This is a genomic window from Cronobacter sp. JZ38 (genome assembly GCF_008932145.1).
Classification (GTDB): Bacteria; Pseudomonadota; Gammaproteobacteria; order Enterobacterales; family Enterobacteriaceae; genus Cronobacter; species Cronobacter muytjensii.
This window is the reverse complement of sequence record NZ_CP017664.1, coordinates 26,674-49,399: the sequence shown is the minus strand read 5'-3', so window position 1 is coordinate 49,399 and position 22,726 is coordinate 26,674. Positions and strand designations below refer to the sequence as shown.

Below are 22,726 nucleotides of genomic sequence, written 5' to 3'. Positions count from 1 at the left end.
AATCCCCGATAATTCATCGTGCCGTCATGCAAACACTATACTCATTTAACCCTGAACCATCGCTAAAAGAGGAATGACGGATGAGCACAATCAAGACGCAGGACGGCACGCAGATCTATTACAAAGACTGGGGCGCAGGCAAACCTGTGCTGTTCAGTCACGGCTGGCCGCTGGATGCGGACATGTGGGACAGCCAGATGAATTTCCTGGCGGAGCGCGGCTATCGCGCCATTGCCTTTGACCGCCGCGGCTTCGGGCGTTCCGATCAGCCGTGGAATGGTTATGACTACGATACGTTTGCATCTGATATCAACGATTTGATGGAAGCGCTGGATCTGCAGGACGTGACGCTGGTGGGCTTCTCGATGGGCGGCGGCGATGTGGCGCGCTATATCGGTAAATATGGCACCTCGCGCGTCGCGGCGCTGGTGCTGCTGGGCGCGGTCACGCCGGTGTTTGGCAAAATCGGCGATTACAGCCAGGGCGTGGAACTCTCCACGTTTGAGGGTATTCGCGACGGCCTGCGCAAAGATCGCGCGCAGTTTATCAGCGACTTCGCTGCGCCGTTCTACGGTACCAACGCGGGCCAGACCGTCTCAGAGGGCGTGCTGACCCAGACGCTGAATATCGCGCTGTTGGCGTCGCTGAAAGGTACCATCGACTGCGTTACCGCGTTTTCGGAAACCGACTTCCGTGGCGACCTGCAAAAAGTGGACGTGCCGACGCTGGTTATCCACGGCAGCAACGACCAGGTGGTGCCGTTTGAGTCCACCGGCAAAGTGGCGGCGGAGATTATCGACAACGCTGAACTGAAAGTGTACGACAACGCGCCGCACGGCTTCGCCGTGACGCATCAGGATCAGCTGAACGACGATCTGCTGGCGTTCCTGAAATCGCTGTAATTTGACTTCCCTGCGCGGGCCAGGCGGCCTGCGCAGGGGTTATCGCCCGCCGCGCAGCACTAAAGCGAGAATAAAAAAGCCCCCAAGCCCCGCGGTGATGATCCCCACCGGCAACTCCTGATTCGCAATCAGGCTGCGGCTTAACATATCGCCGGCGCACAGCAGCACCGCCCCCAACAGCCCGCACAGCGGCACCACTCGCGCGTGGCGCACGCCTGCAATACGCCGCGCCAGATGCGGCACCATCAGCCCGATAAAGCCAATCACGCCCGTCAGTGACACCAGCAGAGCCGTCGCCAGCGCGCAGCAGATAAATGTCGCGGTGCGCAGCCGTGAGACGTCAATGCCCATCGAATGCGCCGTCTGCTCCCCCGCCAGCAGGCCGTCGAGCGCGGGCGCGCGCCAGGCGGTGAAACCCAGCAGCAGCCCGACGCTGAGCGCGGCCACCGGCAGGTTCTCCCAACGCGCCAGCCCCAGCCCGCCGAGCGACCAGAAGATCGCCGAGCTGGCGGCGCGCTGATCGCCTGAAAAAATCAAATAGCTGGTGAGCGCGCTGAACAGAAACGACACCGCCAGCCCGCAGACAATCAGTTGCTCGGCGCGCCGCAGGCGATTGGCGCGAAACAGCAGCATCACGGCCAGCGCGGAAAGCAGCCCGCCAGCAAACGCCGCCAGAGGCAGCGTAACAGCGCCCAGCGCATCGCCGAAACGGGTGATGACCAGCACCGCGCCCGCCGACGCGCCGGAGGAGAGGCCAAAGAGAAACGGATCGGCCAGATCGTTGCGGGTGGTGGTTTGCAGCAGCGCGCCCGTCATGGCAAGGCCCGCGCCGGCGAGCGCGGCGAGCAGCGCGCGCGGCAGACGCAGCGTCGTGACGATGGTCGCGGTGATGTCAGAGACCGGCCAGGGCGCGAGCCGTAACGCGCCGGCGACCTCCCGCCAGCTCAGGGGGACCGCGCCCTGACACAGGCTCCAGAGCATCAGCGTCAGCAAAAGCGCCAGGGCGATGATGACGGTGAGCACAAACCGCCGGGTGCGGTCAGTCATGTCGACCCGCGTCATACATCGCCTGCGCCAGTTTTTCCACCGCATGAATGTTGGCGGGCCCCGGCGTCAGCTCGGCGTATTGCAGCTTCAGGTATCGGTGCTGGCGCACGGCGGGCGTCTGTTTCATCAGCGGGTGCGTCTCAAGAAAATGTTGCAGCGCATCGGCTCCCGCGCCGTTCTGGTAATCGAGCAGAATAATAAACTCAGGGGCGCTGGCCGCGACGGTTTCCCATGAGGTTGTCGTCCAGCTGGCCTTGAGCGTATCGAGCGCGTTAACGCCGCCCGCCGCCTCAATAATGGCGGTCGGCATCGCGTAGCGCCCGCTGGTGAAGGGCTTCTCTTCGCCGGAGTCATACACGAACACGCGCAGCGGTTGCTGGCCCGCAGGCCGCGCGGGGATCTGCGCCAGCCGTTGCTTCCAGCCGTCCACCAGCGCCTGCGCCTCGTGGCGTTTGCCGAAAATTTTCCCGAGCGCCAGCTCATCGCGCCAGAGCAAGTCCATCGTCGCCCTGGCGGGCTTTTCGCTCACCTGCGCGCAGCTTTCGCTCAGTACAAACGTGCGGATGCCGAACGGCGCGAGCGTTTGCGGCGTCACGTCGCCGCCCACTTTCATGCCGTAATTCCAGCCCGCGAAGAAAAGATCCGGCTTCGCCGCTACCAGCGTGTCGAGCGACGGGTATTTCGGCGCCAGTTCGGGGATTGTGCCCATCGCCTTTTTAAAGTCGGGCGTCAGTTTGTACCAGCCGGTGATGCCCGTCAGGCCGATAATGCGGTCCTGCAAATCCAGCGCAAAGGCCATTTCAGCCATGTTGATGTCATTAATTACGGCGCGCTCGGGCGCGCGATTAAACGTCAGCGTCTGGCCGCAGCTCTCTACGGTGACCGGAAAATCCGCGGCGACGGCGGGCAGCGCCGCCAGCAGCGTGACACAAAGTAATAACGGTTTTTTCATTGGCTGACCTGTTTAAGCGCAACGGGGAACGTCAAAAATACGCAGTGAACGACCGTCCAGCGGGTGCCGGACGCTGAAACTCTGCATGCCGAATACCGGGAAAATGGTGGATGTTTGCAGGGCGATATCCGGCGTGGCGCAGGCCACCTGGCGTCCCTGATGCAGCACCAGTACCCGATCGGCGAAATCGTCAATGGCGGCGAGATCGTGCAGTACCGCGATGACGGCGATGCCTTTGCTTTTCACAAGCGACAGCAGGGCCGCGCGGGCAGGCGGATCGAGATGATTGGTCGGCTCATCCAGCAGAAGCAGCGCAGGCGACTGCGCGAGCGCCCTTGCGAGCGCCGCCCGTTGGCGCTGACCGCCGGAAAGCGTTCCCAGCAGGCGCTGGCGCAGCGCGGCGAGCCCGGTCTCTTCGATGATCTCATCCACGATGCGGCGCGCGTTTTTGCTGTCCGCAAACGGCGTGCGCCCGAGCGCGACATATTCTTCAAGCGTGAGCCGCGGGTCCGGCGCGTCATGCTGGGCGAGATACGCGATTTTCCGGGCGCGCGCTGTCGGCGAGAACGCCTCAAGCGGCCGCCCTTCCAGTAAAATCAGCCCCGCGTCTGGCGTCGCGTCGCTAATCAGCAGGCGCAGCAGCGTGGATTTACCGCTGCCGTTTGGCCCGACGACCGCCAGCTTTTCGCCTTTACCCACAGAGACGTTGAGATCGTTCAGGATAAGCCCCTGCTCACGCGAGCGCAGCGTAAGCCCGGTGATATGCAGAACGTCAGATACAGCATTCATAGCGCTTCCTTTGTTATGTTATAATATAACAATTAAGCGATAATACCTGTTCAGGGCGCGGTGCTCAAGCGCGGCGACAGAAGGCGGGGCCGGGGAAAACGAAAAGGGACGCCGTGAGACGTCCCTTCGGGATCGCTACTATCGTGAGTCCGAAACGCGCGCTATGGCTGTTCGACCTGCTCTTTCCCTACCAGCAGGGTGGTTAAGATAAAGGAGATAACCAGCGCCATCGCGACGCCCGCCAGGGCAAAGATAAAGTACGGGCCGATATAGGCAGGCAGGCTAAAAATGCTCGACAGGATGTAACCGTACAGCCGCACGCCAAAGAAAGCGATAAAGGCCGAAGCCAGCGAACTGGCGATGGTCGCGGAAATAAACGCTTTTTTGTAGCGCGTCAGCACGCCGAACAGCGCCGGTTCGGTAATGCCCAGCAGCGCGGAGATCGCCGCAGACAGCGTCACGGTGCGCTCATGACGTTCTTTACTCAGACGCCAGATGGCGAACGTGGAGCCTGCAATTGCCATATTGGCCATAAACATCATTGGCATCAGCATGTCATAGCCGCGATCGCTGAAATTTTGCAGCGCAATCGGCGTCATGGCGTGATGCATGCCGGTCAGCACGGCGACCGGGCGGATCGCGCCGACAATCAGCCCGGCGAAACTTGCCGATATGCTGAACAGCCCTTCAATAAACAGCGCCAGCCCTTTGCCTAACCAGATGCCGATCGGCCCTATCACCACCAGCGCGGCCAGCGCGCCGATAAACAGCGTCAGCGTGGGAGTAAACACGGTTTTCAGCACGTCCGGCATGATGCTGTCCACCCAGCGATGGATATAGCTCAGGGCCAGGATGGAGAAAATCACCGGAATGACGCTTGCCGAATAGTTGAATACCGACACGGGAATGGCATTGAGCAGCCAGAAGGCGCTGACCGCCCCGTCCTGATGCGCGGCGAGCGCTTTGGCGGCCTCAATCAGCGACGGATACATCAGACACGCCGCGACGGCCGCCGCCAGATATTCATTCACCTTAAAAATTTTCGCGGCCGATACCGCAAGGAAAAACGGCAGGAAATAGAACACGCCGCTTGCAATCAAGTCGATAATCACCACGGTATCGCTTTTCGCGGACACCACCTTCAGCGCGATCAAACCGGCCAGCAAGCCTTTGATCATCCCTGCGCCCGCAATCGCCGGGACAATCGGGCCAAACACGCCCGAAACGGTATCCATAAACAGCGAGATCAGGCCCTTACGACCTTTAGTCGCGACGGGTGACGGGGTGTGATCCGCGCCCAGCGCGTTAAGCATGTACTCATACCAGCGGTTCACTTTCGGCCCGATGATGACCTGAAACTGATCGCTCTGGAGCTGCGCGCCCAGCACGCCAGGCAATTTTTTTATCTCATTCTGGTCAACTTTCTGATCATCAATTAAATCAAAGCGCAGCCGCGTCATGCAGTGCCAGACTTTATTGATATTCGCCTGGCCGCCGACCAGACGAATAATATTATCGATGGCTTCTTGCGTCCCCATAAAGACTCCTGCCGTAGGTTGTCGTTATTGTATTGCCCTGAGGATAATTAAACACTGTTAACAAAACAAACCAATAAAAGATGATTTGGCTCACAACTTGCCTTGTGTAAGGCAATGTAATCAAGGTTAATGGCGAATTGGTACGGTTTATTAATTCATTTAGCAAGAAATAACTGACCAAAATAAATAATCGAAAAAAGGGTTTACCCGTTAATATTTTTAGGGTGATGATATTCCTCATCATCTGTTCCACAGTGCCGCAAAGGAGTTATTTCGTGACGCCTGTGATTATAAAAAATATCGACTGTTTCATTACTCGCCCCGACAGACATAATCTGGTGACGGTACGCGTGACGACCGATCAGGGCGTGACGGGCCACGGCTGCGCGACGTTCCAGCAGCGGCCGCTGGCGGTAAAAACCCTCGTGGAGGAATACCTGAAACCGCTGCTGACAGGCCGCGATGCGAACAACATTGAAGACCTGTGGCAGATGATGAACGTTAATGCCTACTGGCGTAACGGCCCGGTGATGAATAATGCGATTTCCGGCGTCGACATGGCGCTGTGGGATATCAAAAGCCAGCTTGCCGGTATGCCGCTGTATCAGCTGCTGGGCGGTAAATCCCGCGATGCTATCCCCGCATACAGCCATGCCAGCGGCGAAACGCTGGAAGAACTCTTTGCCTCGGTGGAGGCTCTGATCGCGCAGGGCTATCGCCATATCCGCTGCCAGCTCGGTTTTTACGGCGGCACGCCATCCAGCCTGCATGCGCCGGAAAATCCGACGCCCGGCGCATGGTTCGATCAGCAGGAGTATATGAGCAACACCGTTGAGATGTTCCGCGCCTTACGCGAGAAATATGGCTGGAAGTTGCATTTTTTACACGACGTACACGAGCGGTTATTCCCGCAGCAGGCCGTACAGCTGGCAAAGCAGCTTGAGCCTTATCAGCCATACTTTATTGAAGATATTTTACCGCCCCAGCAAAGCGCCTGGCTTGAGCAGGTGCGCCAGCAGAGCTGCGTGCCGCTGGCGATGGGCGAGCTCTTCAATAACCCGGCGGAATGGCATGACCTTATCGTGAACCGCCGTATCGACTTTATTCGCTGCCACATCTCACAAATTGGCGGCATTACGCCCGCGCTCAAACTGGCGCATCTGTGCCATGCGTTTGGCGTGCGCCTCGCCTGGCATGGCCCTGGCGACATGACGCCCATCGGCGTGGCGGTCAATACGCATCTGAATATTCATCTGCACAACGCGGCCATTCAGGAATTCATCCCGCGCTCCGCCATGACGGATAACGTTTTTCCTGGCGCGCCGGAAGTGAAAGAGGGCTTTATCTATCCGCCAGTGAATGCCGGGATGGGGGTAGGGTTCAACGAGGAGCTGGCGCTGGCCTGTCCGGGTGTCTATCGGCCTCATGAATGGACGCAAAGCCGTCTGCCGGACGGCACGCTTCATACGCCCTGATTCTGACGCCGGGTTAAGGTGTCGCGGTTATACGGGATGACGTACGTGCAGGTATAGTTGATATCAATGATATCGCTCACTTCGAACACGCGCCCGCCCTCCAGAATACCGCGATTATGAATATGCATGGCCGGGCTGCCTTTCTTGCAGCCCAGTAACGCCGCCTGTTCGCGGCTGACACTGACGGCGCGGTAGGTGGTGAGCATATGGGAAATCGTCAGGCCCTTGCTCAGCACATATTGCTGGATGGAATGCTCTATCGCGTGCTGATTGAGATCCGGGAAATCCGCCACCGGCAGGCTTGAGATCTCCAGCTGGACAGGCGCATCATCAACAAAGCGCAGGCGGCAGAAGTGCCAGATAAAACTCTCATCATCAATGCCAAAAATCTGCTGCGCCGCGCGGTCCGGGCGCTTTTTATGCAGGCTCAACATCCGGTAGCGGATCTGATCAAAGCGTTTTTCGGTTATCGAGTTATAGACCAGCGGATTATTGCGCGCCTGTTCGTTAATCCATGCCCCTGAGCCCTGAACAATCCGCACCACACCAATGCTGACCAGCTTTTCCAGCGCCTGGCGGATGGTAAAGCGCGAGACGCCATACTCTTCGGCAAGTTGTCGCTCCGGCGAGAGCTTGCGCGGGCCAGGCGTGGTGTCCTGGTAAATTTTGCTGAGTAAATCCTGCGTCACAAACTCTTTTTTATTCATTACCTTTACCTGAGTGAAACCGAACGCTGCAGGCGTGAGGGTAGCATTGATGCGGGAATTTTTTCAGCGGTTAAAACATTCGGGCAAGAGAATAACCATGCGGGGCACCAGCGCCATTCCGCCGCGGCCCGGCGCAGGGAATGGCGCGGCGGCTATCGTCAGCACAGGCTTTACGCTATTGCCGGTAAACGCTGACAGCGTCATTTTGCGCTACCGCACTTGCGCGCCCGATGGCAGCCGGCCGGCATGGCGCGCGTCGCACTGGGTTCGGGTAAGGGACGACAGCTGGCAGCTTATTTTTCATCAGGGAACGCCTGCCGTTTAAGCGCGGCGGTGCAATGTTACCGTTAACGCTGTTTTCCACGTTAATTTATTGTCACCAGCCGTGCGTCCGGCCCTCCAGAAACAGCCGGGAATACCGATAACCCCAGAAGTCAAATTGGTAATTTCCGGGGAAACCGTTCCGTGACGCTCAGGCAGTTTATTTCCTACCGTCTTGGGTTAAGCACTTCGCTTGGCCGGAGTCTGGCTGTCTTAATTATGTTCCTCCTGGTGGGCGGGATCGGCACGAACATACTGGTATTCATGCACTCCTGGGATGACGAAATTGCGCAGGCCGCCAATAAGGCGGTTAACCTCTCTGTCGCTCAGGTGCGGCAGGCGGAAGATACCTTTATGGCGGTTGAACAGACGCTGGATGATGTGCGCGCCGCCGTCTCCGCTGGCCAGTCGACCACCTATCACAGTTTTCTTGTCAGGCTGAAAGGCCGTCAGCCGCTGCTCGACGGGCTCTATTTTTATAACGCGCAGGGGGCTGTCAAAGGCTCATCATCCGGCATTGCCGGGATCCCGAATGACGTTACGCACAACGACTATTTCCGCTTTCATTATGAAAACCGCCAGACCGGCATTCATATCGGGCGCGTTATCAGGAGCCTCCGGTCAGATGAAATGGTGATCCCGGTGTCGATGCGGGTTAACGATCTCAGCGGCAGTTTTGCAGGTGTCGTGCTTGCGACCATCCGGCTGGAGTATTTTCAGCGTTTTTACAGCTATTTTGAGCTCGGCCCGCGCGACATGCTGGCGCTGCTGTTAACCGACGGCTCGGTGCTTTGCGTGCGTCCCTATGACGAAGCGAAAATCGATATCAACATCGCCGGCAGCCCGCTCTTTACCCGCGAGCTCATCCGCGCCGACCGCGGCACGGGCACCTGGGTGGCCGCGCTTGATGGCGTGGAAAGGGTGTTCGGCTTCGCCCGCACGGAAAAATTGCCCCTGGTGGTCGTGGCGGGCTATGACCGTGCGGAAGTGCGCATGCACTGGCTGAGCAATAATCTGCCTGGCATGTTATCCAACCTGATGCTGCTGATTGGTTTTCTGATTTTCAGCTCGGTGGTGTTTCGCAAAGTACGCGGCAGCATCCGCGATCAGCAGGAACTGAAACAGCTGCGCGACGAGCTGCTGAAAGCGAACCAGACTTTTAAATCAATGGCGATGGCCGACAGCCTGACGGGCCTTGCCAACCGCCGCAAATTCGATACTGCGCTCGCGAAAGTGCTGGCGGACGCCGCGGGCACCGGAAACCCGGTGTCGCTGATTATGCTCGATATCGATTTCTTCAAACGTTACAACGACAGCCGCGGCCATGCGGCGGGCGACGCCTGCCTGCGGCTTATCAGCAATACCTTGCAGATGGTGACGCTGCGCACAAGCGATCTGGTGGCGCGCTACGGCGGTGAAGAGTTTGCGATTGTGCTGCCGGATACTTCCGGCGAGGAGGCGCTGGCGCTGGCGCAGCGTGCGGTGATGATGGTCCGTGAAAAACATCTTCCGCACCCCTCAACCGAGCTGCCGGAGCAGGTCGTCACCATCAGCGCGGGCTGTCATACCGTGAAAGGCAACGGGCGCGAAGATGCGTTCAGCGCGCTGATCCGCGGGGCGGACACGGCGCTCTATCTTGCGAAAAATCGTGGTCGTAATCAGGCGTTTCGTCTGCCGGATACCATCGCGGCGGGGCATGATTCATCCAGTAACGCGGCATAGCGCAGGCGCGGCGCTGACCGCCAGCCGGGCAAAGCCTGGCGGTCATGCGCAGTTAGCGGTTCACATTGCCTGCGCGTGCGAGAAAGTGCTCCCATTGCGATTTCAGCGCATCGATATGCGCTTTTTCGAGCGGCTTCACCGACGCGGGCGCTGTGTTCTCATTCACTTTGCTGGTAAAACCGGCAAACCAGGCTGCCGGGTTGGCGGTTTGCGTGGTGATCGCCAGCGTACCGGCGCGTTGGATCTGTGATTCATGTTTACCGGCATCCAGCAGGCTCAGCTGGTTTTCGTACTGCTTCATGCTTGCCATATCGCCGGTCTGTTTTGCAATGTCGATAAACGCTTTCGTCATCGTTTTCATCACGTCATCCTGTCCGGTCGTCTGCTTTGACAGCCAGTCCGTCACCATCGACTGCGCTTTCGCCTGATTCTCCTGTGGTACGTAGCGGCTGACGATATAGTTAAGTTTCGCCTGTTTCATGGCGAGATCCATATCGGTTGTGGAACTGTTCACGCTGTTTTCAGGAGCGTTCAGCGCTTCGCAGAGCAGCGTTCCCATATCAAAGAAAGATAGGCTGGAGAGCGCTGAAAACCCGTCGAAGTTATCAGCGATGTCGCTGCGCATCACGATGCCGGGCACGCTCGCCGTGGCCTGCTGTTCCAGAACAGCGCGACGCTGCGCCAGCATATTTTGCAGATCCGTTGCCTGCTCTTCTTCGCTCTTTGTGACGGCGGTATTTTTGCCCGAGCGCACGTTTTCTACGCCTTCGGACGTGATGGCAATGCTGTCCGGGCTCTTTTTTCTTCTGTAATAATCGCTACTTGCTGCAACGCTGTCCTGCATGGCGGGTACAATGGTGGTCATATTCCGAACTCCTTCCGGTTGAAATAGCATCAGGAAGCTTATCGGCGCGTGGCATAAACCCTTGAGGGATGTAGGGCATTCCTACCTGTTCTGGGAGGAGGCTTGAGCTGGCCCAGAAAAGAGGATTTCATTTACAGGACGGTATTTTTGCGGGAAATTAATAACATTATTAATACTTCATTTTCTAACGGAAATGCAATTTAAGAGTAATCGCAGGTTCGCGTTTTTGTTTGTGAAAATGCAATAGTAAAAGCCGCTTGTTTTATAACGTATTCTTTGGAGTGAAACGCGTCGCCAGCCGTTATGATAATTTTTTCTTATTAAAATTAATTAATCAAAATTACGTCTTCCCTTCTTTTTTGTCCGCTTTTTTGTGAACTGCGACACACTGCAATTCTTTCAGGCTTAATGCTTTGGCAATAAAAGTGAAACAAATACAGGATATACGCAGAAATAATTCGAATGAGATTCGTCTTAATTTCCATGCCAGTATTGTTAAGCGTTTTGAATAAATTTACAGTGAAGCCGAATTATTTGCCTCCGGGCTCTGCTTATTCTCACCTGCTATCTGATAACAAGGAGTATTACATGGCTATTGATATGTTCCTGAAAGTGGAAGGCGTTACGGGCGAATCTAAAGACGCTAATCATTCCAACTGGATCGACGTGCTTTCTTTTAACTGGGGCGCGGCTCAGCCGGGAAATATGGCGGTAGGTGGCGGCGGCGGCGCGGGTAAAGTTAACTTTCAGGATTTAGCCATACAGGCGATTGTGGACAAAGGCACGCCAGCCATTCTTAAATTCTGCGCCAGCGGCAAGCATGTGAATAAAGTTGAGCTTTCCGTATGTAAAGCCGGCGGCCAGCAGGTGGAATATTCAAAAGTGGTGCTGGAAGACGTGCTGGTAACCCGCACCGAATTTACTGGCGTAGGGCAGACCGACACCGTGCTGGTAAATTATTACTTCCAGGCGGCGAAAGTTAATTTCCATTACTGGGAACAGTCAAACCAGGGCACCAAAGGCGCTGAAACTAAAGCCGGTTGGGATATCAAACAGAATAAAGAACTCTGATAAGTAAGGAGTGGCAAGATGGCAGAAATTAACTCCATGATAAATGCCCTTCTTTCCGATCGTTCCTGGTTTACTGAGCAAGAAATACATACCATTATTGATTTCGTTAACGAACTCGATGATGACACGCTCTATCAGTTCGAAAATGCTGAAGAACGCAGCGTGATGTATACCTATGAACAGCTACTGAATAGCTCGCGGCCTGTCGGTATAAATAATGGCGGTCGCGATCTGGAGTTGGGCTTACTCAATTCCGGACCGAATAATACTATTCAGAATAATCGGCAGTTTTTCGACCGGTATAATACCCGCGTTCCTCGCATGGGCGGGCGCGGGGGCAACATTTATAATGAAGCCACCAAAATTTCCTATGATTACGCGGGTAAAATTCTCTCCGGCATTGGCGCGGTGTTCGGCGTTTCTGCGGCGGCAACCGCCACGGCGACAATAGGCACCGCCGCGGCAAACGCGGCGTCTTCGATAGCGGCCCGCACGGCATTGTTGAGCGCGGGCGGCGTGTTCGGCCTGGCGGGCGGCGCGCTGGTGATCCTGCGTAATACGCTGGCGGACCGCCAGACGGCGGATAACAAACGCTTTCTGGAAACCGTGAAAAAAGCGGTGAAAGTTCGCAATAAAGTGAACAAGTTTTTCGAAGACACCAACAATAAAGTGGTGAAAGATCCTGAGAAGGCGAAAAAGCAGCTGGATTCCGGTCTTGCTTCGCACCCGGCGCGCTTTGCCGCCGGGCCGGGCGGCTCGACGGTCTATGCCGATTTGTCGCCGGTCGAAAAGCTTATTACCGAAGATTTCGCGACGCAGCATTACGATATTCGCTCAAGAGTGGTGATCCGCGGCGGCAACCCGTGGCATATCACGCTTGAGACGCTGCGCAGCGGCGTCCGTCAGTTTACCCAGGAAGAGATGACCGTCCTGCAAAATATCGCAAGCCGGTTATAACCTTCCCCCGCCTGCGGCGCGCCTGTGCCGTATTGTGGTTCCGTTATCTGCTCTCCCCGACGGCGGTATAAACCCCGCCTGACGGGGACATTTCTTTGACGACTTACCGATATTCCCGCAGCGCCAGCACGTGTTGCAGCTGCGCGCGCGCATCACCCTGCAGGCTTTGCAGCGGCTCCGGCAGACATGGCGTGGCGACGCGTCCGGTAAGCTCCGCCGCGGCGGCAATCACCCGCAAACTGCCGTGATGGCGAAACAACGCCCACAGGGGTTCGAACGACGCATTCAGCGCGGCGGTTCTCGCCTCGTCGCCGCTTAAAGCCGCCTCTGCCAGGGCGCGCATGTCGTGCGGCCAGAGCCCGGCGGCAACCGAATACCAGATCTCCGCCCCCGCCAGCAGTGCGCTCGCGGCCTGCGCATCGCCGCTGGTGCCAGTGGTCACCGTGGCGGGGATATCGCGGCGCAGCGCGGCCATCTCTTCTGCCATCTGCGCAGGGGCCGCGCCGGACGGGCTCAGCTTAATGGAGCCGATATTCGGCAGGCGCGCCACCGCGCGCAGCAGGTCGGGGGTAAACGTAAAGCCAGTGGTGGCCGGGTTGTCATAAATACACAGCGGCACCGACACGGCGAGGGCGACGCGTTCATACAGCCGGTACGCCTCCTCCTGGCTGAGCGGCTGATAAGAAAGCGGCGCCAGCAGCAGACCGCGAACGCCGGCGCGCTGGGCGTCGTCTGCAAGTTGCAGCATCTCATCCAGCCGCAGCGCGCCGATGCTGGTCATTACCGGGATCCCGTCCGCGGCTTCTACCGCAAGCGCGGTGACGCGAGCGCGTTGCTGGCGTGAAAGGTAGGCGTAGCTGCCGGTGGAGCCGAGCGCGCCGATGCTATCCACGCGGGCGGCCGCCAGGGTTTCGATAAGCGATAAAAACGCGGTTTCATCCACCTGCCCGTTGACGAGCGGCGTCAGCGGGAACGCGCTAAGACCAGTAAACATGATTCATCCTTATGTTATTGCCGCTGCAATTCAGCGCGCGAATTTTTTTGAACCTGCCACACAGAGAATAACCCCAAGCGTCACGGCCAGCATCTGCGGACTGACGTGTTCGTTGAGCAGCGTTGCCGCAAGGGCGAGGCCTAAAAAAGGCTGCAACAGCTGAAGCTGACCGACCGCGGCGATCCCGCCTGTGGCCAGACCCCGGTACCAGAACACAAAGCCAATGAGCATACTGAACAGCGACACATAGCCGAGCGAAAACCAGGCGGCCGGCGTGACGGCGTGAAACGTCACGGGCTGCGTCAGCCACGTTGCCGCAAGCATGAGCGGCAGCGCCAGAATCAACGCCCAGCCGATCACCTGCCAGCCGCCGAGTTCACGCGACAGCCTCGCGCCCTCCGCATACCCTAAGCCGCACAGCGTGACGGCAGCCAGCATCAGCAGATCGCCCTGTACGGAGACCGATACCTCTCCCGTAAGCGCAAAACCCGCCACCAGCAGGCTGCCTGTGCCTGAGAAGATCCAGAACGCCGGGCGAGGGCGCTCACCGCCGCGCAGTACGCCGAACAGCGCCGTCGCAAGCGGCAGCAGGCCGATGAACACGATCGAGTGCGCCGACGTGACATGCTGCAAGGCCATCGCGGTCAGGAGCGGAAAGCCGACCACCACTCCCGCGCAGACAACCGCCAGCGACAGCATCTGACGCCTGTCAGGACGCCTTTCCCGGCGCAGCGCCACCAGTAACAGCGCCAGCGCTCCGGCGATGGACGCGCGGGCGAAGGTCAGAAAAAACGGCGAGAAATCGACAACCGCAAGGCGCGTCGCGGGCAGCGAGCCGCTGAAGATGACGACGCCCAGCAGCCCATTCAGCCAGCCTGACCATGCGCCCGGGTGTGACGGGTTTTCCATATGCACCTCCTGAGAATGATTAGCGGCTTGCCGCCCGACATTGACGCCGTCCATAGTAGGTCGCTAAATTCAGGACAATCAAAATATTGTCATGGATACATTGCAATGAAAGCGCGCTACAAAACGCTGGTCGATGATTATGCGGCGGCGATCCGCAGCGGCGAATTGACGGCAGGCGCCCGTCTGCCGACACACCGGCGGCTGGCGACGGCGCACCGTATTTCTCTTGCGACCGCGACACGCGTCTACGCCGAGCTGGAGGCGATGGGGCTGGTGAGCGGCGAGACGGGACGCGGCACGTTTGTGCGCGATATCGCGCTGCCGCCAGGGCTCGGGATAGACCAGCACGCCGTAGCCGCGGATGCGCTGGATTTGAGCTTCAACTATCCTTCGCTCCCCGGTCAGGCGGAGCTGCTGCGCGACGCACTGCGCCAGCTCGCGTCGGGCGGCGATATCGAGGCGCTGCTGCGCTATCAGCCTCATGCCGGACGCCCAAAGGATCGTGACATTATCGCCGGCTATCTCGCGAGTGTGGGGCTGCAAGCCGCGCCGGACAATGTGCTGGTGGTGAGCGGCGCGCAGCACGGGCTCGCCGTTACCGTGATGAGCCTCCTGCGGCCCGGCGACGTGGTGGCAGTGGATGCACTGACGTATCCCGGATTTAAAGTGGTCGCCAGCATGTACCATATTGAAATGGTGCCGGTGCCGGTCACGCCGCAGGGGCCGGATCTCGCGGCGCTGGAAGCCCTGTGCGAAAAGCGTCGCATACGGGCCGTTTACACCATGCCCACGCTGCATAATCCGCTGGGCTGGGTGCTGACGACGCGCCAGCGCAGGGCGCTGGTGGCGCTCGCCCGGCGGTTTGATCTGTTGCTTATTGAAGACGCGCCTTACGCGTGGCTGATAAAACCGGCACCGCCGCCGCTGGCGATGCTGGCGCCGGAAAGAACGATCTATGTGACGGGGTTTTCAAAAAATATCGCGACGGGCCTGCGTGTCGGCGCGGTGGTTTGCCCGTCACGTTTTCTCAGCGCGTTCGAGCGCACTATCCGCGCGACAGCCTGGAACACGCCCGTGATGATGACGACGCTGGTTTGTAACTGGCTGCGCGACGGGACAGTGGCGCGGTTCGAGACGCTGAAGCGGCGCGATGCCAGGGCGCGTCAGCGGATAGCCCTTGAAGCGCTGGGGCCGCTGCCTGTCGTGAGCCATCCCTCCTCGTATTTTCTCTGGCTGCCGCTGGCAGAAGGTGTGCGGGCCGAGCAGGTGGCGCAAAAGCTGCTGCAAAAGAAGATTTCCGTGTCTACGGCCGCGCCTTTCAGCACCTCGCCGCATATTCCGCATGCGATACGGCTCGCCCTTGGCTCACTTCACCCTGATGCGCTGCGCCAGGCGCTGGAAACGATCCGGGACACCACGCTTTATGAGGAGAATCTTTAGCGTTTCCTCGATGAACGCCGCCCTGCGCTTGCCTGCAATGCAGGCGGCCGGGGGGCATACCGTGTGCCAGCAACGGCACATAATATTGGCCTCTTTGATATCTTTTCTTGATTTATCTTTTTTTCAGCATTGGCGCGCAAAATAAATCAGCCGAATAAACGCTGCCCGGCGCGTTAATTTTATCGACGGCGTGAAAACCATCCGGGAATAATGAGATATGATTTTAAAGAAGAAATTGATTTTTTATATATATAATTGCTATTGCCTGGAGAGGTTTATTATGGGGTTGAATGATAAGCCGGCACTCGTGAACATCTTAATTAAGAAAGGGATTAAATCCCGGCATATAATTGTTACGCTTCTGAAATAATTAATGCGCTTAATTAAGTGTTGCCCGGTTTCGGACAGGGCGGTATAGCCTGTTATTCCCGGCAAAGCACAGCTTTCAATATTTTTAATGTCGCGGCCCATAAGTAATTTGCCATTTTTTTCGCAATATTCCTTTACAGTTGCCGCCGGGGTTCGTCTTGTGAATAACAACGGCGCGCGTAGCATTTGATGCCGTAACTCACTGTTTTTCGTTCTCTTATTCATTGCAACGACTGTGGCGGCGCGTTTTTATGGAAAACCCCTGGGATTTCCGGCCATCGGCCGCCTGAAACATTACTGTGAAGGAACATATTATGTCGTCATATCAGGAAGAAATTCCGAAAGCTCGTATTAACCTCAAATTAAACCTGCACACCGGAGGCGCGCAGAAAAGTGTTGAGCTGCCGCTGAAACTGCTGGTGACGGGCGATTTCAGCAACGGCCGCGAAAACCGGCCGCTTTCCGAACGTCAGAAAACCGACGTCAATAAAAACAACTTTGACAGCGTGCTCAGCGAATTTTCGCCGTCGGTGAACCTGCTTGTTGAAAACACGCTGGCGGGTGACGGGCGTGAAGAAAATGTCCGCCTCACGTTTCGCCGGATGAAAGATTTCGAGCCGGAGCAGGTGGCGCGGCAAATCCCCCGGTTAAAGGCCCTGCTGGCCATGCGTAATTTACTGCGCGACCTCAAATCCAATCTTCTTGATAACGCCACGTTCCGCAAAGAGCTCGAAACCATTCTTAAGGACCCGGCGCTGAGCGAGGGTTTACGCGCCGAACTGGCTTCGCTGGCCCCGAAAAGCGCCTGAGGCGCGCCGGGTAATACGGATTAACGAGAGAAATGCTGATGTCTGTTCACAACACCCCTTCTTCTGCTTCCGCCGGCGACACGCAGGTCCGGGAAGCCACCGGCGGCGTGTACGCGTCGCTGTTTGAAAAAATCAACCTGCGCCCGGTCGCGGCGCTTGACGATATCGCCGCCTGGCAGGACAGCCAGCGCCTGGCGGACGCGTCCGCGGATGAGCGCGTCACCGCCGCGGTACAGGTTTTCCTTGAGCGCCTGGCGCAGACCGGGCAGCAGGTCGACAGACTCGACAGGGCGCTGCTCGACCATCACATTGCCGGGCTGGACGCGCAAATCAGCCGCCAGCTTGATGCGGTGATGCACCACAGCGAATTCCAGAAAGTGGAATCCCTGTGGCGCGGCCTGAAACATCTGGTGGACCGTACCGACTACCGCCAGAACGTGCGCACCGAAATGCTCGACGTTTCCAAAGAGGACCTGCGCCAGGATTTCGAGGACGCGCCGGAAATCGTCCAGAGCGGCCTCTACTGGCACACCTACACGGCGGAATATGACACGCCCGGCGGAGAGCCGGTGGGCGCGGTGATTGCCCCGTATGAGTTTGACGCGAGCGCCCAGGACATCGCGCTGCTGCGCACGATATCCGGCGTCTGCGCCGCGGCGCACATGCCGTTTATCGGCGCCGTCGGCCCGGCGTTCTTCCTGAAAGAGACGATGGAAGAGGTGGCGGCCATCAGGGATATCGGCAACCACTTTGACCGCGCCGAATACATCAAGTGGAAAGCGTTTCGCGACACTGACGACGCGCGCTATATCGGTCTGACTCTACCGCGCGTGCTGGGCCGCCTGCCGTATGGCCCGGACACTGTACCGGTACGCAGCTTTAACTATGTGGAGGAGGTGAAAGGCCCGGACCACGGGAAATACCTGTGGACCAGCGCCGCGTTCGCCTTTGCCGCCAACATGGTGCGCAGCTTTATCCGCAACGGCTGGTGCGTGCAAATCCGCGGCCCCCAGGCGGGCGGGACGGTGCCGGACCTGCCTGTACACCTCTATGACCTGGGCACCGGCAGTCAGGTGAAAATCCCGTCGGAGGTGATGATACCGGAGACGCGCGAATTTGAGTTTGCCGGGCTGGGGTTTATTCCGCTCTCGTATTACAAGAACCGTGACTACGCGTGCTTTTTCTCGGCGAACTCGGCCCAGAAACCGGCGCTGTATGACACGCCGGACGCCACCGCCAACAGCCGCATCAACGCGCGCCTGCCGTACATTTTCCTGCTGTCGCGTATCGCGCACTACCTGAAGCTGATACAGCGGGAGAACATCGGCACCACCAAAGACCGCCGCCTGCTGGAGCTGGAGCTGAACACCTGGGTGCGCGGGCTGGTGACGGAGATGACTGACCCGGGGGATGAGCTGCAGGCGTCGCACCCGCTGCGCGACGCGAAAGTGGTGGTGGAAGATATTGAGGACAACCCGGGTTTCTTCCGCGTGAGGCTCTACGCGGTGCCGCATTTTCAGGTGGAAGGCATGGATGTCAGCCTGTCGCTGGTGTCGCAGATGCCGAAAGCGAAAGCCTGACGCGCGGAGATGCCATGAAGATCTATCGCCCGTTATGGGAAGACGGGGCCTTTCTGGCCCCGCAACAGTTCCAGCAGCAGGCTCGCTGGGATGCGTATGTGGCGGATTCGGTGGCGCGAATGACGCTGGCGCATCCGTGGGGAGTGCTCTGCGCCGAATTTGACGAAGGGGCGCTCGCGCTCTCAAGGCTGAACGCAACCCGGCTGGCGGTGCGTTTTGCTGACGGCACGCTGATCGACACCGATCTTGCGGATAATTTGCCGCCCGCGTGCGATTTATCGACCGTCGCCCAGGAAAGCGTGGAGATCGTGCTCGCTTTACCGTTATTGAACGCCAACGGCGGCAATCTGGATGACGGACATGACAGCGCACGGCCACGTCGCTGGCAGTCCGAACGGGTAACGGTGCAGGAACTGGCGGGGCATGAGCGCAGTGAACTGGCCGTGCTACGCCATGCGTTGACGCTTCGTCTTTCGACGCAGGAGAACAGCGCCTGGCTGACCTGTCCGGTGACGCGGCTTGTCCGAAATACACAGGGGCAGTGGGCCACAGACAGAAGCTTTTTGCCGCCGTTGTTATCGCTGTCGGCAAGCCAGGTGCTTTGTGGCGAACTCAACGATCTGTTGCACCGTTTGCAAGCCAGACGTCAACGCCTGATGGCGATGCGCAGGGAAAGTAATGAAAGGATGGCGGATTTCGCCGTCGCGGATGTCTCGCTGTTCTGGTTGCTCAATGCGCTGAACAGCGCCGAACCGGTGCTGACAGAGCTGTACCAGACGCCATTACGTCACCCGGAACTGCTTTACCGCGAACTGGCGCGTCTGGCCGGGAGCCTGTTGACCTTCTCGCTTGAGCATCACGTGGAAGAGATCCCCCGGTATCAGCACGATGCCCCCGAAAAGGTGTTTCCACCGCTCTTCAGCCTGCTCGACGCGCTGCTGGAAGCCAGTCTCCCGTCACGAGTCATCGCGATTGAACTCAAACAAGGGGAAGACCGGGAGATCTGGCGAGGTAAACTGCACGACGCGCGGCTGCGTGAAGGGGCGGATTTCTATCTCTCCGTGCGCTCTGCGCTGCGCGGTCATGAACTCCAGACGCGTTTTCCAAAGCTTTGCAAAGCAGGCAGTCATGACGAGGTCTCTGATGTGGTGAATATCGCGCTGAGCGGTATGGTCATCAAGCCGCTGAATCATGTCCCTGCCGCGATCCCACTGCGTCTGGAGAACCAGTATTTCGCGCTGGATCTCAGCACGGATGCTGCCCGCGCCATGCTGGAAGCCGGGAATTGCGCTTTTTATACACCGCAGTCGCTGGGTGAAGTGAAGCTCGAACTCTTCGCGGTATTGCGCTCATGAAAAAAAACGACATCGATCTGATTAACAGAACGTTTTATCCGGGCTGGCTGATGGTCAGCCAGTTGCGTTGCGGGCATGACGTTAAAGATGGCGAAGCGCTGTACCGCCGCGCCTGCCAGTGGGTTAACACGGCTCGCCAGACGCTGTCGGACGCCGGCTTCAGCGATGCCAGCTGTGAACAAATGCTGTATGCCTATTGCGCGCTTATCGATGAAAGCGTGCTGAATCGCGGCAAGCAGGACGACGGTTATCGTAAGTGGCGTCAGGACCCCCTTCAGGCCCGATTTTTCAGCACGTTGAACGCCGGTGAAGACCTCTGGGAACAGATCCGCACTCGCCTTCGCGAACCCGCGCCGGACAGCGCGATGCTCACCTGTCTTTACCGCACCCTGCAACTGGGGTTTGTCGGCCAGTATCGCGCACAGGATGATGAGCGACGTGAGGATGTGGTGCGTGAGCTGAGCAAGCGGGTGGCCCCATTTGCGCTGACCGAAGACGGGCCTGTCGTCGCGCAAGTTACACGCGGAGGAGGCGGACGTCGCCTCTACTGGCTGGGCTGGATGGCAGGCATCGCGGCGCTGATGGCCTTGTGGTTTACGCTCTATACCATCCTGGCGCATCAGGTCGCGCAAATAACAGGGCAGGGATAACGAATGCGTGACCTCACCAGAGCGCTTCTGGTTGTTCTGACCACGACACTGGCATTGTGGCTCGTACTGGGTTTTGGGCCGGTGTCCGCCGGGAACCGTTTCGCGCTTATCGTTTGCATTCTGTTAATTTGCGGCACAGCGCTCTGGCGGCTGCGGCGGCATTATCAGGGCCGCCTGACGTTCAGCGACCCGACAACGGTAGACAGCCTGCCGCCGGAAGATTTTCCGGGCGCGGTGGTGCTGGTCTGCGGTGACACCGTCTCGCTGTTTACGCATGATGAAGCCTGCCGTGAAACTCATGCAGGATGGTATCTGAAAGTACCGGATGCCGGACAGCTGCCGCTGCTGGCGCAGCAACTGGCTGCCGTTCGTCCGGCGCTGATGTCGCAGATCTCAATACTGCTGGCGGTTGCGCCGGAACGCCATACCGAAGAAGCACGTTTTACCGGGTCACTGCGAGAATGGCGCAGAAGCATTACGCAGTGCCGGGCATGGCTTAACGGTCTGCCGCCCGTCTGGAGCGTCATCTGGGTTAATGCGCCCGAGGGTAGTGAGCGCGCGCAGTGGTTTACCGCCACGCCTGAACTGGCAGGCATACAGGCGCGGCAAGCCGGGCATGTCGCTCTGTCCGTAACCGACTGGCAGCAAGAAGCGGGCAGCGCATCCCGCCTGTTCTCCGTGCTGTGGCTGGACAGCGTGCTGCGCTTTACCTCGCGGATGATCACGTGCGAACTCAACACCCGACAAAATGCGCTTCCCCCTTTGAGCTTTTGCGCGTCAGGCGTCTGCCTGACGCCGGTCAGCGCGCTTACGGATAACCTCTGGCAGCAGCAGATAGCGGGCATCACCACGCTCTCACCTGATTCTTGCCAGAGCGGCGAGTTGTTACCCCTGCCGGATGTGCTTCTGCCCGCACTTCCATGTCGTCACGGCGTCAGCCGTCGAATGAGAGAGGCGGGTCTGGCAGCGCTTATCGTTTTTACCTTTCTTGCACTGGCAATGCTCGCTTCCTTTATCAACAACCAGCGCCTGGTGCGCAGCGTGGGCGAGCATCTCATGGCTTATCAACAGCTCAGCGGACAGCCTCCTGCGCCAAAAGCTCAGGCGCAGCACCATCTGCGCGCTGACAGCCAGAGGCTGGATGACTGGCTACGCCGCGGCGAACCGCTGCGCTACGGGCTGGGCCTTTACCAGGGGATGAGGCTGATACCACCGCTGGAAGCTGCCCTTAATGACTGGGCGCCGCCGCTGCCGCCTGCGCCGATCAAAACCCTTGCCGCCGCTCCGCAGACGGTCCGTCTCGACAGTCTCTCGCTTTTTGATACCGGCCAGTGGCGGCTCAGGCCCGGCTCCACAAAGGTGCTGGTGAGCGCGCTCATGGGTATCCGGGCGAAGCCCGGCTGGCTGATTGTGGTGGCGGGCCACACCGATGATGTCGGCGACGCGCGCGCCAACCAGCAGCTGTCGCGCCGGCGCGCCGAATCGGTGCGCGACTGGATGCGCGACACCGGCGACGTGCCGGAGAGTTGTTTTGCCGTGCAGGGCTACGGCGAGAGCCGTCCTGTCGCCAGCAACGCCACCGCAGCCGGGCGGGCGCTGAACCGTCGCGTTGAAATCCGTCTGGTGCCGCAGGCGGACGCCTGCCAGGCGCCGGACATTACCCTGCCGCCCTCACAGGATGAGCGCGGCAATTAACTTTAAATGGAGACATTCCAATGGCAATTCCTGTTTATCTTTGGCTGAAGGACGACGGCGGCGCGGACATCAAGGGTTCCGTTGACGTGAAGGACCGCGAAGGCAGCATCGAGGTGGTGGCGCAGGAGCACACCCTGTACATCCCGACCGACAACAACACCGGCAAGCTGACCGGCACCCGTATCCACACGCCGTTCCTGTTCACCAAGGAAATCGACGCCTCCAGCCCGTATCTCTACAAGGCGGTGACCACCGGGCAGACCCTGAAATCTGCGGAGTTCAGATGGTACCGCATCAACGACGCGGGCCAGGAAGTCGAGTACTTCAACACGACGCTTGAAAACGTGAAGCTGGTGAAAGTGGCGCCGCTGATGCACGACATCAAGGAGCCTTCCAAAGAGAAGCACAACCACCTTGAGCGCATCGAACTGCGCTACGAAAAAATCACCTGGACCTACAAGGACGGCAACATCATTCATTCCGATTCGTGGAACGAACGCACCACCGCCTGACACCGAGGCAGACGGGCAACCGTCTGCTTTTTTGCTGAGCGTCCTGCGGGGCGCTTTGCAAAAAAAG

Annotated in this window: 20 protein-coding genes and 1 pseudogene; 13 read left to right on the top strand and 8 right to left on the bottom strand. The window is 58.6% G+C overall.

What is annotated here, in order from left to right:
- Positions 1-80 precede the first annotated feature (80 nt).
- Positions 81-902 (top strand): alpha/beta hydrolase, encoded by an 822-nt coding sequence (locus BJP61_RS21145; RefSeq protein ID WP_171999644.1) that lies wholly within the window; start codon positions 81-83, stop codon positions 900-902.
- 39 nt (positions 903-941) lie between these two features.
- Here the strand turns inward: BJP61_RS21145 and BJP61_RS21140 are convergent, their stop codons facing one another.
- The 4 genes from BJP61_RS21140 to BJP61_RS21125 all read right to left on the bottom strand — a co-directional run bounded on the left by BJP61_RS21140 (position 942) and on the right by BJP61_RS21125 (position 5,228).
- Positions 942-1,949 carry an iron ABC transporter permease gene (locus BJP61_RS21140; protein ID WP_075192632.1) on the bottom strand — a complete coding sequence of 336 codons (1,008 nt, stop codon included), beginning with the start codon at positions 1,947-1,949 and terminating at the stop codon, positions 942-944.
- On the bottom strand, positions 1,942-2,901 hold the full coding sequence (locus tag BJP61_RS21135; protein ID WP_171999642.1) for an ABC transporter substrate-binding protein: 960 nt from the start codon (positions 2,899-2,901) through the stop codon (positions 1,942-1,944). The genes BJP61_RS21140 and BJP61_RS21135 overlap by 8 nt, the downstream gene beginning before the upstream one ends.
- Positions 2,902-2,913: 12 nt before the next feature.
- On the bottom strand, positions 2,914-3,690 hold the full coding sequence (locus tag BJP61_RS21130; protein ID WP_171999640.1) for an ABC transporter ATP-binding protein: 777 nt from the start codon (positions 3,688-3,690) through the stop codon (positions 2,914-2,916).
- Positions 3,691-3,851: 161 nt separating this feature from the next.
- Complete coding sequence (locus tag BJP61_RS21125) at positions 3,852-5,228, bottom strand: PTS transporter subunit EIIC (protein WP_171999638.1); 1,377 nt, start codon at positions 5,226-5,228, stop codon at positions 3,852-3,854.
- Positions 5,229-5,503: 275 nt separating this feature from the next.
- On the opposite strand from BJP61_RS21125, the gene BJP61_RS21120 reads away from it, so the two are divergent.
- Complete coding sequence (locus BJP61_RS21120) at positions 5,504-6,703, top strand: enolase C-terminal domain-like protein (RefSeq protein ID WP_171999636.1); 1,200 nt, start codon at positions 5,504-5,506, stop codon at positions 6,701-6,703.
- Here BJP61_RS21120 and BJP61_RS21115 read toward each other — a convergent pair.
- The gene (locus tag BJP61_RS21115; protein ID WP_075192584.1) at positions 6,691-7,410 is read right to left on the bottom strand and encodes a GntR family transcriptional regulator; all 720 of its coding nucleotides are present in this window, start codon (positions 7,408-7,410) and stop codon (positions 6,691-6,693) included. The genes BJP61_RS21120 and BJP61_RS21115 overlap by 13 nt on opposite strands.
- 142 nt (positions 7,411-7,552) lie before the next feature.
- On the opposite strand from BJP61_RS21115, the pseudogene BJP61_RS21110 reads away from it, so the two are divergent.
- Together BJP61_RS21110 and BJP61_RS21105 are read left to right on the top strand one after the other, a co-directional pair.
- Positions 7,553-7,735: pseudogene (locus tag BJP61_RS21110) on the top strand (DUF4440 domain-containing protein); the annotation flags it as partial.
- 215 nt (positions 7,736-7,950) lie between these two features.
- Complete coding sequence (locus tag BJP61_RS21105; RefSeq protein WP_255485551.1) at positions 7,951-9,453, top strand: sensor domain-containing diguanylate cyclase; 1,503 nt, start codon at positions 7,951-7,953, stop codon at positions 9,451-9,453.
- A gap of 52 nt (positions 9,454-9,505) precedes the next feature.
- Here BJP61_RS21105 and BJP61_RS21100 read toward each other — a convergent pair whose 3' ends face one another.
- Complete coding sequence (locus tag BJP61_RS21100) at positions 9,506-10,318, bottom strand: hypothetical protein (RefSeq protein ID WP_171999631.1); 813 nt, start codon at positions 10,316-10,318, stop codon at positions 9,506-9,508.
- 588 nt (positions 10,319-10,906) lie between these two features.
- Between BJP61_RS21100 and BJP61_RS21095 the strand changes: the two genes are divergently transcribed.
- Both BJP61_RS21095 and BJP61_RS21090 read left to right on the top strand, forming a co-directional pair.
- Entirely contained in the window at positions 10,907-11,389 is a 483-nt protein-coding gene (locus BJP61_RS21095; RefSeq protein WP_075192581.1) for a type VI secretion system tube protein Hcp, read from the top strand.
- An 18-nt stretch (positions 11,390-11,407) separates the two neighbouring features.
- Positions 11,408-12,346, top strand: a complete 939-nt coding sequence (locus BJP61_RS21090) for a hypothetical protein (protein ID WP_075192580.1) — start codon at positions 11,408-11,410, stop codon at positions 12,344-12,346.
- Between the two features lie 103 nt (positions 12,347-12,449).
- On the opposite strand, the gene BJP61_RS21085 is transcribed toward BJP61_RS21090, so the two are convergent.
- On the bottom strand, positions 12,450-13,340 hold the full coding sequence (locus BJP61_RS21085) for a dihydrodipicolinate synthase family protein (RefSeq protein WP_075192579.1): 891 nt from the start codon (positions 13,338-13,340) through the stop codon (positions 12,450-12,452).
- Between the two features lie 30 nt (positions 13,341-13,370).
- Entirely contained in the window at positions 13,371-14,249 is an 879-nt protein-coding gene (locus BJP61_RS21080) for a DMT family transporter (RefSeq protein WP_161579457.1), read from the bottom strand.
- Between the two features lie 105 nt (positions 14,250-14,354).
- Between BJP61_RS21080 and BJP61_RS21075 the strand changes: the two genes are divergently transcribed.
- The 7 genes from BJP61_RS21075 (at position 14,355) to BJP61_RS21045 (ending at position 22,659) form a co-directional block, all read left to right on the top strand.
- On the top strand, positions 14,355-15,689 hold the full coding sequence (locus tag BJP61_RS21075) for a PLP-dependent aminotransferase family protein (protein WP_171999629.1): 1,335 nt from the start codon (positions 14,355-14,357) through the stop codon (positions 15,687-15,689).
- 680 nt (positions 15,690-16,369) lie between these two features.
- Positions 16,370-16,867, top strand: coding sequence for a type VI secretion system contractile sheath small subunit (tssB, locus tag BJP61_RS21070; RefSeq protein ID WP_108695650.1), 498 nt, complete (start codon positions 16,370-16,372; stop codon positions 16,865-16,867).
- Between the two features lie 32 nt (positions 16,868-16,899).
- Positions 16,900-18,447, top strand: a complete 1,548-nt coding sequence (tssC, locus tag BJP61_RS21065; protein ID WP_171999627.1) for a type VI secretion system contractile sheath large subunit — start codon at positions 16,900-16,902, stop codon at positions 18,445-18,447.
- Positions 18,448-18,461: 14 nt separating this feature from the next.
- Positions 18,462-19,802: a type VI secretion system baseplate subunit TssK gene (tssK, locus tag BJP61_RS21060; protein ID WP_075192574.1), complete on the top strand. Its 1,341-nt coding sequence runs from the start codon at positions 18,462-18,464 to the stop codon at positions 19,800-19,802.
- The gene (gene tssL, locus BJP61_RS21055) at positions 19,799-20,452 is read left to right on the top strand and encodes a type VI secretion system protein TssL, short form (RefSeq protein WP_171999625.1); all 654 of its coding nucleotides are present in this window, start codon (positions 19,799-19,801) and stop codon (positions 20,450-20,452) included. Before tssK ends, tssL begins: the two co-directional genes overlap by 4 nt.
- 3 nt (positions 20,453-20,455) lie before the next feature.
- A complete protein-coding gene (locus BJP61_RS21050) occupies positions 20,456-22,147 on the top strand; it encodes an OmpA family protein (RefSeq protein WP_161579453.1) in 1,692 nt (563 codons plus the stop codon).
- Positions 22,148-22,167: 20 nt separating this feature from the next.
- Positions 22,168-22,659 (top strand): Hcp family type VI secretion system effector, encoded by a 492-nt coding sequence (locus tag BJP61_RS21045; protein WP_075192571.1) that lies wholly within the window; start codon positions 22,168-22,170, stop codon positions 22,657-22,659.
- The last annotated feature ends 67 nt before the right edge of the window (positions 22,660-22,726 follow it).

Excerpts from the sequence above, each read along its gene's own strand:
- BJP61_RS21145 (WP_171999644.1), top strand. The coding sequence starts at position 81 with ATGAGCACAATCAAGACGCAGGACGGCACGCAGATCTATTACAAAGAC.
- BJP61_RS21140 (WP_075192632.1), bottom strand. The coding sequence starts at position 1,949 with ATGACTGACCGCACCCGGCGGTTTGTGCTCACCGTCATCATCGCCCTG.
- BJP61_RS21135 (WP_171999642.1), bottom strand. The coding sequence starts at position 2,901 with ATGAAAAAACCGTTATTACTTTGTGTCACGCTGCTGGCGGCGCTGCCC.
- BJP61_RS21130 (WP_171999640.1), bottom strand. The coding sequence starts at position 3,690 with ATGAATGCTGTATCTGACGTTCTGCATATCACCGGGCTTACGCTGCGC.
- BJP61_RS21125 (WP_171999638.1), bottom strand. The coding sequence starts at position 5,228 with ATGGGGACGCAAGAAGCCATCGATAATATTATTCGTCTGGTCGGCGGC.
- BJP61_RS21115 (WP_075192584.1), bottom strand. The coding sequence starts at position 7,410 with ATGAATAAAAAAGAGTTTGTGACGCAGGATTTACTCAGCAAAATTTAC.
- BJP61_RS21105 (WP_255485551.1), top strand. The coding sequence starts at position 7,951 with ATGTTCCTCCTGGTGGGCGGGATCGGCACGAACATACTGGTATTCATG.
- BJP61_RS21100 (WP_171999631.1), bottom strand. The coding sequence starts at position 10,318 with ATGACCACCATTGTACCCGCCATGCAGGACAGCGTTGCAGCAAGTAGC.
- BJP61_RS21095 (WP_075192581.1), top strand. The coding sequence starts at position 10,907 with ATGGCTATTGATATGTTCCTGAAAGTGGAAGGCGTTACGGGCGAATCT.
- BJP61_RS21090 (WP_075192580.1), top strand. The coding sequence starts at position 11,408 with ATGGCAGAAATTAACTCCATGATAAATGCCCTTCTTTCCGATCGTTCC.
- BJP61_RS21085 (WP_075192579.1), bottom strand. The coding sequence starts at position 13,340 with ATGTTTACTGGTCTTAGCGCGTTCCCGCTGACGCCGCTCGTCAACGGG.
- BJP61_RS21080 (WP_161579457.1), bottom strand. The coding sequence starts at position 14,249 with ATGGAAAACCCGTCACACCCGGGCGCATGGTCAGGCTGGCTGAATGGG.
- BJP61_RS21075 (WP_171999629.1), top strand. The coding sequence starts at position 14,355 with ATGAAAGCGCGCTACAAAACGCTGGTCGATGATTATGCGGCGGCGATC.
- tssC (WP_171999627.1), top strand. The coding sequence starts at position 16,900 with ATGCTGATGTCTGTTCACAACACCCCTTCTTCTGCTTCCGCCGGCGAC.
- tssK (WP_075192574.1), top strand. The coding sequence starts at position 18,462 with ATGAAGATCTATCGCCCGTTATGGGAAGACGGGGCCTTTCTGGCCCCG.
- tssL (WP_171999625.1), top strand. The coding sequence starts at position 19,799 with ATGAAAAAAAACGACATCGATCTGATTAACAGAACGTTTTATCCGGGC.
- BJP61_RS21050 (WP_161579453.1), top strand. The coding sequence starts at position 20,456 with ATGCGTGACCTCACCAGAGCGCTTCTGGTTGTTCTGACCACGACACTG.
- BJP61_RS21045 (WP_075192571.1), top strand. The coding sequence starts at position 22,168 with ATGGCAATTCCTGTTTATCTTTGGCTGAAGGACGACGGCGGCGCGGAC.